Raw genomic sequence first — 12,210 nt, 5'->3', positions numbered from 1 at the left:
CGGCCTGTGCTCCCGGCCGGACCGGCCGGGAGCACAGGCCCAGGCTCGAGCGCGGTACCGGTCGACCCCGGCTGACCCTGCTGCCACCGACGGCACGTTCCGGTACTCAGTCCTCCCACGGCCAGCGGGCGTTCCGGCCGGCCTCCAGCAGCGGCACCATACGGAACGCCGCGTCCGTCAGGCCGCCGAAGGTGTGCCGGTTGGCGGAACCCGACGGTCCGTGGGCGGGCCGGTAGCCGGCGAGGTTCCAGGTGTAGACCGGGACGTCCGCCGGGATCTGCTCGGTCGGACCGCCCGCACGGTGGTAGGAGGCCTGCTCGTCGGTGACGATGAGCACCCGGTCGTGGCCGCGGTAGTGCCGCCGCACCGCCTCCGTGGTGTCGGTACCGCCCAGGTCCCCGAAACGCTCCAGCACCTTCAGGACCGACTCGCCCCGGCGAAAGGCCACAGGGGCGCTGCTGGTGCCGAACTCGACGAGGTCGGCGTCGGCAGCGCGCATCGCCACGGCCGTGCCGAAGATCGCTGCCGCGTCCGCGCGGTTGAGCTGGGAACGGTCGGACAGCGGCGCCCACATGGAGCCGGAGCGGTCGACCAGGATCAGGGTCCGGCCGGGGAGCGCGGGCACGTTCGTCAGCGAGTGGCCGAGGGCCTGCTCCAGCGGGTAGGCCCAGCGCAGCGAGGGGGCGTGCTGGTATGCGGCCAGGTAGCGGAAGGGGAACTGCCGGGAGCGGGCGACTTCTGCCGGGTCGGCTATTCGCGCCGCCACGTGCTGGGCGACCTCGTCGCTGACACCGGCCTCGTCGAAGTTCCGCAGATTGCGGACCAGGGCCATGGTGCCCATGGAGGGGATGACGGCCTCCCAGGCCGCCGCGTCCATCGGGCCCTGCAGCCACCCCGCCAGCGCCTCCCACGTCATGCCGGCCGCGGCGAGCCGCTCGGCGCCACCGGGACCGGTGACCAGGGAGCGGCGTTCCTCGACGGGTACGGCCATCAGCGCGCGGTGCGCGCTCAGGGTGCGGTCCGAGGCAGGCGGCTCGGCGGTGTCGGGGTTGTGGCGGCGGTCGAGGGCGTACTGGAAGAGGTCACCCTGCCACGGCCTGTCCGGGTCGGGCGTGGGGTGGACGAGGTTGAGCACGTCGCCGAAGCGGTAGCCCTTGGAGGCGGTGTCGTACTTCAGGAGGCTGCGGCCGGTGTAGAGACGCCGCACGGCATCGGCGATGCCCCGCTTGACGGGCTTGGGCACATTCCTGCCGTACATGGAGGCCCAGTACGCCAGCATCTCGCCGGGCTCGTCCGCGCGGTACAGCACCGATGCGACGACCTCGCGGTTCGTGGGGCCGTCCGTGGCGCCGGCCTCGAGCCGGGCCTTGACGTACTCGGCCGCGCCGACCAGGGAGGCGGTGCGCATCTGGCCGTCGCCGCGCAGCCACTTGAGGAGGCCCGCGGTCCAGGCCGGGTCCTCGACGGCGAGCTTGCGCACGAGCGCGGCGAACCGCTCGTCACGGCCCGTGCCGCTCTCGTGGAAGGTCTGCTGGGAGACGAAGTTGGCGATCGCGAGCAGGAACAGCTCGGACCGGACGTCCCGCAGGTGCCCCTTGCCACCGAGGTGGGTGCGGGTGCCGATGGTCGTGGTCACGGGCGAGACAGCGCCGGCCGTCTTGGACGTGCGGGTGTTGAAGCGTGCCATGTGAATTCCCCCGAATTCCTCCGGGGAAGCACGACACCGGGGCGTCCGAGATCGGGGTCGGCGACGGTACGTAGACAGCTGCTCTACCTGACTGAGCTACACCAGCCCTCGGCTGGGACGGGATTCGAACCCGCGACCCGCTGTTCCGGGAAGTAACCGTCACCTGCGCACCGGACGCCCCGGTGCCGCGCCTCCCGAGTTCAAAGTGGCCACGGCATGGAATTCGATCACAACGAAGTAGCCGTGGCCCGCGCACCGGGAGGTGCGTGAAGTCTTGCGTCCAGAGATCGAGGCGGCGGAACCGACAAGGCGCTCTGTCCCCTGAGCTACGCCGGCCTGAGTACCGGCGGCGGGATTCGAACCCGCGACCTCCCGATGTGGAGTCGAAGTAGGTCCTGCCTTCGCACCTGGACGTAGATCAGCTTAGGTGTACCGGCGTTCCGGGTGCCAACGGTTTTTCGCACGGCTGCGGAATGCTCGTGGTCTGCCCCGCTGATGCCCCTTGGACGTGCCTGTACCGCCCTCGGGCCCGGAGGGCGGTTCGCGACTGATCATCGCCGGTCCGTCGGCCGATTCGACTGTCGCCGGGCCGCTCACCGGGCTCGGCGTCTTGCGCCGCTCGACGACGGGACGTCATCGAGCGGCGGCGCGCTTTGCGTCACTTCGTCGGGGGCAGCAGCACCGACGCCCGCACCGTGTGGAGGTGGATCACGATGTCGAAGGCGCGGCCCAGTGCCAGCGGCGGCGTGGGGTCGTTCGGGTGGCGCCCCGGGATGACGTACGTCGGGCGCGCCGTGTCCAGCCAGGCGCCCACACCGGGTGCGCTGCGTGCCGCGCGCAGGTCGATGTAGAAGTCGCGGTGGGGCACCTGGTCAAGGGTGTACTCGTTGCTCCCGGGTGCGGCGGGGGCGACGCTGAAGACCGCGCTCTCGCCGTTCGCCGTGCGGGCGCGGTAGTCGCCGCTGTCGATGGTGGTGCCGACGGCGACGTACTCACGGCCGACGAGCTCGCGCAGGTCGGCGCCCATGGTGACGGGGAAGACGGCGGGCACGGCCGAATCGTAGGCGACGTGCCCGTCGTGCCCGGAGACGACGAGATGGTCCCCGGTCCGCCGCTGCCACCAGACGGCGTTCTCGGCCAGGGTCCGGTCGCGATGGCGGTTGGCGGCGGTGGCCTGGGCGGGGTCGTCGCTGTCGAAGGCGAACGAGGTGGCCATCTGGGAGACGACGCGGGCGTCCTGGAGCACCCAGGGGTCCGTGGTGCCGTGCTGCTCCAGGAGCCGGTACGCGGCCCCGGCGTCGTCGGCCATCTTCTTCCGCTCGGCGAGTGGGAGTCCCATGTACGTCTCCAGCCGCGTCGCGACGCCGCCGGGCAGGGCGCGCAGGGCGGCGTAGTGGCGCTGCAGTTCGGGGAGGAGTCCGGGGGCGTGCTCACCCGTCCAGCCGAGGACGCGCTCGTACTGTTCGGGGTTGACGTCGGCGAAGTCCATGCCCACGAGGCGGACCTGGCGGCCGCCGGCCCGGTTGTGCTCCCGGATCCAGGTGAACAGATGCAGGTATTCCTCGGTGTTCGTCAGGCCGTATGCGTGCTGGAATTCCTCCCGCATGATCTGCCGCAGGTCGCCGCGCCCGGTGGTGAGGTAGGTGTTGAGCCGGGCGGCGGCCGACCAGTTGATCTCCATGGCGAAGGCGGAGAATCCCTCACGCTCGACCAGTTGCCGCAGTACGCGCTCCTTGACGGTGAACACGTCCTTCGAACCGTGCGAGACCTCGCCGAGCCCGACGAAGTTCGCGCCGCGGGTCATGGCGGCGAACGCGTCGAGGTCGGCGGCGGGCCCGACCGGCGCGGTGGTGCGCAGCGGATGGGCGTAGCGCGTCAGGCCGACCACCACGGACCGGTCCGAGGGGGCGGAGGAGGTGGAACGGGACATGCTGTGTGATCCGGCTGCCGTGGCGGTAGTCATGCCCGCACAGCCCAGGACCGTGGTCAGGGCGAGAGCCAGGGCCGTCGAGGAGCGTAAAGGTATCTGTATCATGCAGCAGTTATACAAGGCATCTCGCCTGGCGACTGAGGCAGTGGAGACACCCACACCGGGCAGCCCGGATGGCAGGCGTGGCGGGAGTCGCCTACGGTTATCTGGGATGTTCCCCTTTTCGAACGCCTGAGCCTTTCATGGAGGTCAACCATGAACCGTTTTCGAACCCTCACCCTGGTAGCCGCTCCCGCCGCGATGCTGATCGGCCTGGCCGCTCCCGCGGTGGCCGCAGACACACCCGGCCCGAACACGCCGGCAACCGTGAGCTCCAGCGCCGCCGCGAAGGTGCAGGTCAAGACATGGCACTGGATGGGCAATTACGGATCGCCCTACGACGTGACCAATGCCGCCAACGGGGCCGGGATCGGGGCCGGGGAACTCCTCACCCAGAACGTCAACGGCCTGTACGCGACATTCATGTACTACTGAGCCGACGCGGCTCGGCAGTCCCGGCACCATCACCCGTACACCGCGCAGGGCCCGTCCGTGGCCGCACGCCACGGACGGGCTCCTGGGTTTACTTCCTGTCGGTTACGCGGTATCCACCGCGGCCTCCGGCTTCGGGCGGCGAGCGGCGAGCGGCGAGTGGCCGACAATCAGCTCTCAGCCCACGACTCCCATCGCCTCCGCGTCGGCCGACGGAAGCCATCCCGAGCCCGCGGGCCGCATCCACCGCTGTGCCGCACCGAGCTCCTGCGCGGCCGTCCGCAGCGCGTCGACCCCAGGGTGCCGCAGGCCGCGCCGCCACACCATCGACACCGGCGACAGGGGTACGGGCTCGACCAGAGGCCTCAGCGCCATCCCCGGCACCTCGATGAACTCGACGCTCGCCAGGACCGACCATCCCCGCTTGCGTACGACCCGGACGAACTCCTCCGCCCCCTCGATCCCGGGGAACGGTTCAGCCATGACGATCCCGTGCCCGTCGAAGAGCCGGGTGGCGAGATCGGTCCACTCCGCGGTGGCGGAGTTCCCGGCACCGGCGTACACCGTCTCGCCCCGCAAAGCCCCCACCGGCACGGCGTCGTGGCCGGCCAGCGGATGGTCCTCGCGCAGCAGGACGGCCATCCGCTCCAGCCGGACGGGCAGGTGATCGAGTCGCTCCCGCACCTCCGGCGCCAGCCCCGCGATCCTGCCGAAGGAGACGTCGAGCCGACCGGCGAGAATGTCCTCGGCCGCGCCGGTCAGGCCGCTGTGGTAGCGGGCGACGAACTCGAGCCCGGGCGCCGCTGCCCGCGCCGCGGTCACCACACGCTGCCCCGTGGACACCGGCCCTCCGACGTCGACGAGCAGCGGCCGGCTCTCTCCCGCCCGCGCCGCGGCCAGTTCGTCGTACGCGGCGAGGACACGCCGAACGTACGGCAGGAGCCTGGCTCCCTCCGCCGTGAGCGAGACGGCCCGGGTGGTCCGGGTGAACAGCGTGGCACCGACGGCTTTCTCGAGCCGCTGGATGTCACGGCTGAGCGCCTGCTGGGCAATGTAGAGGCGCGCTGCGGCGCGCGTGAAATGGAGCTCCTCGGCAACGGCGGCGAAGGCTCGCAACAAACGCGGTTCCAGGTCGTACGGCACGTGAAGCAGTCAACAACAGCAACGTAGTAAATGGCCAGTGATCAGGTGTTGGACCCGTCGGCGCCGACCGGCGACCGTAGACGGCATGATTCTTTTCCTCGCCACCCCGCCCCGTTGGACGCCCGACGCGCGCCCCACCGTCCGCACCCGCTTCCGCTCCGCCCTCGGCGCCGTCGTCACCACCGCCCGGCGTGCGCGGGAATCCGCTCGCGGCCTGCATCCGTTGTTGGCTGATGCTCCCTGAACGATGGGCAGGCCATCGCACACGTCTCCTTGGCGAACAGACAGTTCGACCGGAGGAGCGCACGATGGCCTTGTCGCCCGCCCTGCGGCGTCAGCGGCCGTCGTGAATTTCCTGGTGCATCTGGGGCTGCTTGTCCTTGTCGTGGGTGGCCGCGTCCTCCAGGACCGCGTTGAACACCTTGTTGCCGGCGCCGATGGCCTCCTTGTACGGGTCGATGCCGGTGGTCTGTTTGACGGCACCGCTCAGGGCGCTGCCCAGACCGCCGGCGAGACCATGGCCGGCGGCGGCGGGCTTGGCGAAGAGGTCGAGCGGGCTCCTGGGAACGCCGGCCATGTCGGCGTACTTGTCGGTGAGCGCCTGGCGGACCATCGCGATGAACGTGTCGGTCACCACGGGCGTCTTCATGAGCAGTTCCCGGTAGTACTTGATGGCCTGCTCGGTCATGAAGACGCCGTCATTGGTCTTCTTCCACTCGTCGTCGCGCACCTTGGTCCATACCCGGTCGACCAGGTCGGCGTCCTTGGGCAGCTGGAACCTCTCGAGAGTGCCGAGGTAGTGGTTGACGTAGTGCCAGGCAGCCATGAAGCCGTGGCGCTGGGCATCCGAGGGATTGATGCCGAGGTGGCGCATGGCCTGAAGGATCTGCACGCTGAAGACGCACGTGGCGCCGGTGGTGTACTTCTGCGAGACCGGCTCGCCCCACTTGGCGTAGTCCCACTCACCGCTCTTCTTGTGCAGCTGCCGCACCGAGGCGTGCACGAGCCGGACCTTGGTGACCGTCGCCTTCAGCGTCCCGTCCCGCATGGCGCCCTGGTCGCCCATGCCCTGGAACAGGCGTGTGGACTGCGACAGCCGACGGCCCGGACCTTCGACGCCGCCGAGACGGCCGGTGGAGCGCAGCGTGTAGGCGCCGGTCGGGGACAGGTAGGTGCCGATGAGTCCGACGGTGCCCTGAAGCATGGACGCCACGCCGTGGTGCTCGTCGAAGAAGCCCTCCGCGGCCTTCACGTCCGCCTCGGTCCAGCCCGGCGGATCGGCTTCCGCCTCCCGCATGAAGTCCGCCAGCCGCGGGGGCAGCTGGGAGTGGTCCATGCCGGGCTTGAGAGTGTTGATGGTGCGGAAGAGCTGGTTGACCCCATCGACTTCCCTGTTGTCGATCAGATCGGACACGAGCTCGTCGGCGGGCGGATCGCCGACCTGGCTCGCCGCTTCCAGTTCTTGGACGATGTTTGCTTCCGTCAGTGTCACGGCCGTTCTCCGTTTCTCGGTGACTCAGTGTGCGCGGGCCATCCCCCATGCCGGGGACGGCAGGGCGTGCGGAAGCGTCTAGCCATGGGCCGGGCGGCACGCAGCCCACCAGACAACCCGGCGTTCCTGGACTGCCTGACTCAGCATCCCGCTCCGCAGCTCCGCCGCCCGAGCAAGATCACCGTCTCCCATCCTTCCCGCTACCTTGCGTAACGACCGCGCTCCCCTAGGGGCGCACAGAGGTGCACCGGCGCACTGGGAGCGCACTGTGCGCCGGCCACAGCCAGAAGCCAACCCGGCCCGAACGGCGCACCAACAGGGTCTTCGCATACGCGCGAAAAACTCGTGTGTAACGTGCCCCTCTCCCCGCCTCGTGTATGGAGTGACGTCAGATCACGGAAGGGAACACGGTGGGGGAAGCACCCGGCGATTACCTGGAATTCGCGACCGCGCGCAGCGGCTATCTGTTTCGTACAGCGTGCCTGCTCACCGGCGGCGACTGGCACCTCGCGGAGGACCTGGTCCAGGAGACTCTCGCCAAGATGTTCCGGTCGTGGCGGCGGATCAACCGCAACCACTCCCCGGTCGCCTACGCGCACACCGTGCTGGTGCGTACGTTCCTGTCGCACCGGCGGCTGCGCAGCTCCAGCGAGCGTCCGAGCGATTCGTTCCCGGACGCCGCCGGGCGCGTCGACGACGCGGAGCTGCGGCTGACGTTGCTGGACGGTCTGGCCCGGCTGGCCGCCAAGGACCGTGCCGTGCTGGTACTGCGCTACTGGGAGGACCGCACGGTGGAGGAGACCGCCGTGGCCATGAAGCTCTCGCAGGGGGCGGTGCGTGTCCGGAGCCTGCGGGCGTTGCAGCGCCTGCGTGAGCTGCTCGGCGACGAGCTGTCCGAGCTCGCGGCCCGCTAGCGTGCCCCGCCGTTCCCCTTCCCCGCGGTTTCCCCGCAGTTTCACTGCAGTGCGAGTCACCGCTGCCAAGTCACCGCTGTACGAGCCGTACGAACGGAGCTGTCCCATGCCCCTCGACGACCATGACGACGCGTTCGAGCGGCGGCTGTCCGCCGCCCTGGAGGACGCGACCCGCGCCTGCCCTCCGCCTTCCCCCGACCTGGTCGACCGCGCCACCGCGCGGGGCCACCGGCTGCGCCGGGTGCGCGCGTTCCAGATGGGAGCGGGGTGCGCCGCGCTGACGCTGGTCGCGCTCGGCGGCACGCTTCTGGGCACCGGCGGGTCCGGCGGCGCGGCGGCCCCTCAGGACCTCTCGCCCGCGGCCTCCGGCGCCGCGCGGACACCCGCCACGACGATCAGTGGGGAGGAGATGGTCACGACGTTGAAGAGCCTGCTGCCGAAGGACGGGACGGTCTCCGACACGTCAGGGACCGGCTCGACGGGCACCGGGAAGAAGGCCCTGACCGCCAAGCTCACCTACTCCGACGCGCGCGGCAGTTCCAGCCTCGACATCGCCGTCGGTCGGCTTGGTCCCGGCGACCGGCCGGGCGGCTGCCTGCCCGTCCAGGTGCGGCCGTACGACCGGTGCGAGGCACGCAAGCTGCCCGACGGCTCGATGCTCTACACCACCCGGTCCTTCACCCACCCCAACAGCGACACGGGCCAGCGGCGCTGGTACGCCGAGCTCGTCACCGCGGACGGCGCGGACCTGTTCCTCCAGGAATTCGGGGGCGGCGACGAGAAGGCCTCGGACGGCACCGCCGACCCGGCGTTCTCCCTCGAGCAACTGAGCACGATCGTGCGGAGCCCGGCATGGCGCAAGGCCATCGCAGCCCTCCCCGCCCCGGCTTCCGGCGCACCCGCCAGGCCCCAGCGGCAGGCCGCCTCCGGCGAGCGCATGGCCGAGGTGCTCACATCCCTGCTGCCACCGGGCGGCAGGATCACGGACCTGCACACCGACACCGGCCTCGTCCAGCTCGTCCACGACGACGGCCACGGCAAGTCCATGATCGAGGCGGACGTACAGAGCGACATGACCGACGCGCTGGCCGAACACATGGGCTGCCCGTCCGACACCGACGACGCCGACTGCCGGAGCCGGACCCTGCCGGACGGTACCCGGGTCAAGGTCACCCGTCAGCCCTCGGAGAAGGGAGGCTCCGCCGTCGTCTGGACCGCCGACACCCTGCGCCCGGACGGCCGCCGCGTCCTCGTCCGCGAGATCAACTCGTATGCGGAGAGCGGCCCGGTGACTCGCCCGGAACCGCCGCTGAGCCTGGAGCGGCTGCAGGCCATGGCGCTCGAGCGGAAGTGGCTCGGCTGACGGAGAGAACGAAGCGGACGAAGCGGCACGAGGGTGCGCCAAGCTCAAGAGCTGACGCGCCCGTCGACCGCGCTGCCCTCCGAGTACTCTCCGCACCGGTCGGTTGCCCGGAACACCGTCTCCGCGGCGATGGGCGCGGCCCATACGCGGATCAAGTGTTCCTCCGCGCCCGCCTCACCGTCGCGGGAGGCGTCCCGGCCGCGTGCGTGGACCCGTACCCGGTACGGTCCCGGGCCGGCCCCGGAGAAGCGCGGGAAAATGTCCCGGGCAGTCCTGGGGGGTTCCTGATCACCGTCCTCGTCGGGCTCCCAGGGGTTGGTCTCCTCCGGCAGGGAGAACACTCCGGCCTCCAGGCCGTCCAGCGCGAGCGACACCTCGACGATCTCGCTGTACCGCTCGCGTTCGGCGGCCGAGGGCGGCAGTGGCGGAGCGTCCAGCACCTCTACGGTCAGTTTCAGAGAACCGGACCTCATCCCGGTGCTCACCACGCCCCACACGCCGCCGTCCATGACATGCCCGTCCGGGCCCACGGAGGCGACCAGGCCGTTGGACCCGGCGAAGGAGAAGTCGACCGGGCCCGCGTCGCCCTCCAACAGGTATTGACCGTGGTCGATCTCGATCTGTGCTGTCACCGCCGCCATCTGCCGTCCTCTCACCTTCCTGTGTCAGCTTCCTTTACCGGCTACGGCTACGGCTGCCTTTGTCAGCCCGTTCCTCGTCAGCCGGCGTCGACCCAGAACCGGTCGCCGTTGAGGATCCGGTTGTTGTCGTAGAACGTGCGGATCTGGTAGCCCTGCCGATCGTTCTCGTTCTTCGGCACCCAGCGCCAGCCCCAGTCCGGCCACTGCGTCCGCGACGCCCCCTGAAGGGTAGAGGCGAAGGGGTACTCGTCGCAGGTCTGCCCCGGAGGGCGCGGACGGGAGGACGGGCACGCGGCGTCGTTGTTGTTCTTCCGGATCGCCGCGTTCGAGGTGTAGACCAGCGGGTTCGGGTTCGTACCCGTCTTACGGCCGTAGTGGTGCGGCCCGACCCGCTGGACCTTCCGGATGCCCTGGGAGATGTAGGGGAACTGCTTCATCTCCGTCATCGTGGGCCAGTACTCGGGCAGTACGCACCCGGCTCCCACGCCGCCCCGGCCCATGTTGCGTATGGAGTCGCAGCGCACACTGGCCGAGGTCAGATCATGCTGGGCAACGCCCACCCAGCCGGGGTTGATGAAGACGGCCGTGGCACGGTTCTGACCCTTGCCACGTTCCTTGCCCTGCTTGTCGATCGTGGACCGCATCTTCCACTGACCCTCGTTCGTACGCCCTTCGCCCATGCGCTGCATGGGGAAGTTCGTGAACAGCGTCGTGCACTTGTCCGCGGACGCGCAGCGGCCCACCCCGTAGACGCTGGTGCCGGCGATACGGCCCCAACCGCCGGTCTTCTTCATCGAAACCGTCTGATCCCAGGTCAGGGAGTCGTTCTTGGCGACGATCATGCCGACCGACAGGTAGTAGAGCTGCCCGACGAGTCGGCCGGTGCGCACGTTCCGCACGTTGATCAGGCGGGACTCAGGGTTGCAGGCCCGGCCGCGGCCGGTGAACTTCCACCCCTTGTTGGGCGCGGTCGCGCAGGGGCCGGCGGCCAGCAGTTCCTTGGCGGCGGGGGTACGGAGCTGCGCCGCTGCCTCCTTCTCCCCGGCGGGCGCGTCGCACGCCGCCAGGGCCCCGTCCTGCGCGGCCTTCGCGAGCGCCGGAAGGCGCTTGTCCAGCTCCGTGCAGTCCGAGACCGCGACGGCCGCGGACACAGTCCTGGGCGTAGAAGCGCCCCCGGACCGCTGCGGGGTGTCGGCCGCGGTGGATACGGGGGCGAGGAGGGTTCCCAGGATGGCTACCGCTCCGAGAGCGGGTACGGTTATGCGTTTTAACTGCATGGATTCCCTTCGCAGGCGATGGACATGAACATGCCATGCGTTTGGCCCGTCGATCCTAAGCGGTCAACCGTGATCGACTCCAACAACTCCGCGGAAATTGCGAGCAGTTGGACGCACGGCGTTGCCATCGGCCGTCATCGTGCAGACAAGCACGAAGGGGCAGCCTTCAAGCGGACTCACCCCGCACTGCCTTGCCCCATCTCGCGTACAGCCACTCACAGCGGACCAGCGGTCGCGCGAAAGGAGGTATCGCCCGTTCGGCGCAGCCTGGGGGCGTACGCGGACGGGGCGCCGGACAATAGCGTCAGCGACGACGAGGGATCCGGGCGCTCGATGGCGCATGAGGGAGAGGCGCATGGACTGCGGCGACCACCGCGTGCAGGCCCTGTCCTTCGGTGCCGCAGCGGCCGCCTACCAGCGCGGGCGCCCCCCGTATCCGGCCCAGGCGATCGACTGGATGGTCCCGGCGACCACGCGCCGCGTCCTGGACCTTGGGGCCGGCACCGGCAAACTGACCCGGCAGCTCCACGAACGCGGCCTGGACACCATCGCGGTCGAGCCCGACGAGCAGATGCGCGCCGAGCTCACCCGGAATCTGCCGGGCGTCCCTGTGCTGGCCGGCTACGCCGAGGCCATTCCGCTATCCGACCACAGCGTGGACACCGTGGTCGCCGCGCAGGTCTGGCACTGGGTCGACACCGAACGCGCCTTGCCCGAAGTCGCCCGTATTCTCACCCCGAACGGCACCTTGAGCCTGGTGTGGAACATCCACGACGAGCGTGCGGACTGGGTGGCCGGCCTCGACCGGATCCTGCACCCGCACGGCATTCCACGGGTTCCCAGCGTCGGCGTTGGTGTCGACGCCATCCAGCGGCCTTTCGCGCCGGTCGAGCATCACACCGTCGAGTGGTGCAATCACCTCACCCACGCCGAGCTCCTCGATCTGGTCGCCTCCGGTAGCTCCTTCATCGCCCTACCGCCTGCCGAGCGCACAGCCCTCCTCGCCGAGGTCCGCACCTTTTGCGCCACCCATCCCGCACTGGCCGGCACGAAGAACATCACCATGCCGTACATCACGCACTGCTACCGCACCCACCTCCTGCGATAGGGAACGATCACCCGCGAAGCGCGGCCATGGCCTTGAGCAAGCAGACGTGCGTCAACGCGGCCGTCATGGAGGTCCGCCACCCCTGCACACCTGACGCGCTCACACCAGGCCCGCTCACACCAGG

The 12,210-nt window shown here is 69.9% G+C and carries 11 protein-coding genes; 5 read left to right on the top strand and 6 right to left on the bottom strand.

Features of this window, described 5'->3' with window-relative positions; translation table 11 throughout:
- Window positions 1–106 precede the first annotated feature (106 nt).
- Entirely contained in the window at window positions 107–1,687 is a 1,581-nt protein-coding gene (locus AB4K12_RS04785) for a TROVE domain-containing protein (protein ID WP_368432976.1), read from the bottom strand.
- Between the two features lie 658 nt (window positions 1,688–2,345).
- Complete coding sequence (locus tag AB4K12_RS04780; protein ID WP_368432975.1) at window positions 2,346–3,617, bottom strand: erythromycin esterase family protein; 1,272 nt, start codon at window positions 3,615–3,617, stop codon at window positions 2,346–2,348.
- Between the two features lie 255 nt (window positions 3,618–3,872).
- Between AB4K12_RS04780 and AB4K12_RS04775 the strand changes: the two genes are divergently transcribed.
- Window positions 3,873–4,151 carry a hypothetical protein gene (locus tag AB4K12_RS04775; RefSeq protein ID WP_368432974.1) on the top strand — a complete coding sequence of 93 codons (279 nt, stop codon included), beginning with the start codon at window positions 3,873–3,875 and terminating at the stop codon, window positions 4,149–4,151.
- A gap of 174 nt (window positions 4,152–4,325) precedes the next feature.
- Here AB4K12_RS04775 and AB4K12_RS04770 read toward each other — a convergent pair whose 3' ends face one another.
- Window positions 4,326–5,291, bottom strand: coding sequence for a LysR family transcriptional regulator (locus tag AB4K12_RS04770; RefSeq protein WP_368432973.1), 966 nt, complete (start codon window positions 5,289–5,291; stop codon window positions 4,326–4,328).
- Window positions 5,292–5,376: 85 nt separating this feature from the next.
- Between AB4K12_RS04770 and AB4K12_RS04765 the strand changes: the two genes are divergently transcribed.
- A complete protein-coding gene (locus AB4K12_RS04765) occupies window positions 5,377–5,535 on the top strand; it encodes a hypothetical protein (RefSeq protein WP_368432972.1) in 159 nt (52 codons plus the stop codon).
- Between the two features lie 90 nt (window positions 5,536–5,625).
- On the opposite strand, the gene AB4K12_RS04760 is transcribed toward AB4K12_RS04765, so the two are convergent.
- Window positions 5,626–6,783: an oxygenase MpaB family protein gene (locus AB4K12_RS04760; RefSeq protein WP_368432971.1), complete on the bottom strand. Its 1,158-nt coding sequence runs from the start codon at window positions 6,781–6,783 to the stop codon at window positions 5,626–5,628.
- A 410-nt stretch (window positions 6,784–7,193) separates the two neighbouring features.
- On the opposite strand from AB4K12_RS04760, the gene AB4K12_RS04755 reads away from it, so the two are divergent.
- Together AB4K12_RS04755 and AB4K12_RS04750 are read left to right on the top strand one after the other, a co-directional pair.
- Window positions 7,194–7,697 (top strand): SigE family RNA polymerase sigma factor, encoded by a 504-nt coding sequence (locus AB4K12_RS04755; protein ID WP_368432970.1) that lies wholly within the window; start codon window positions 7,194–7,196, stop codon window positions 7,695–7,697.
- A 106-nt stretch (window positions 7,698–7,803) separates the two neighbouring features.
- Complete coding sequence (locus AB4K12_RS04750; RefSeq protein ID WP_368432969.1) at window positions 7,804–9,060, top strand: hypothetical protein; 1,257 nt, start codon at window positions 7,804–7,806, stop codon at window positions 9,058–9,060.
- A gap of 44 nt (window positions 9,061–9,104) precedes the next feature.
- On the opposite strand, the gene AB4K12_RS04745 is transcribed toward AB4K12_RS04750, so the two are convergent.
- Together AB4K12_RS04745 and AB4K12_RS04740 are read right to left on the bottom strand one after the other, a co-directional pair.
- Window positions 9,105–9,716 (bottom strand): hypothetical protein, encoded by a 612-nt coding sequence (locus AB4K12_RS04745; protein WP_368432968.1) that lies wholly within the window; start codon window positions 9,714–9,716, stop codon window positions 9,105–9,107.
- Window positions 9,717–9,778: 62 nt separating this feature from the next.
- Window positions 9,779–10,852 carry a NucA/NucB deoxyribonuclease domain-containing protein gene (locus tag AB4K12_RS04740; protein ID WP_368432967.1) on the bottom strand — a complete coding sequence of 358 codons (1,074 nt, stop codon included), beginning with the start codon at window positions 10,850–10,852 and terminating at the stop codon, window positions 9,779–9,781.
- 481 nt (window positions 10,853–11,333) lie between these two features.
- Between AB4K12_RS04740 and AB4K12_RS04735 the strand changes: the two genes are divergently transcribed.
- Window positions 11,334–12,086 (top strand): class I SAM-dependent methyltransferase, encoded by a 753-nt coding sequence (locus AB4K12_RS04735; RefSeq protein WP_368432966.1) that lies wholly within the window; start codon window positions 11,334–11,336, stop codon window positions 12,084–12,086.
- Window positions 12,087–12,210 lie beyond the last annotated feature (124 nt).

It is taken from the genome of Streptomyces sp. C36 (genome assembly GCF_040932295.1).
Lineage (GTDB): Bacteria > Actinomycetota > Actinomycetes > Streptomycetales > Streptomycetaceae > Streptomyces > Streptomyces triculaminicus.
Note: the sequence above shows the minus strand (reverse complement) of the source record. Positions and strands in the feature narration are given on the sequence as shown.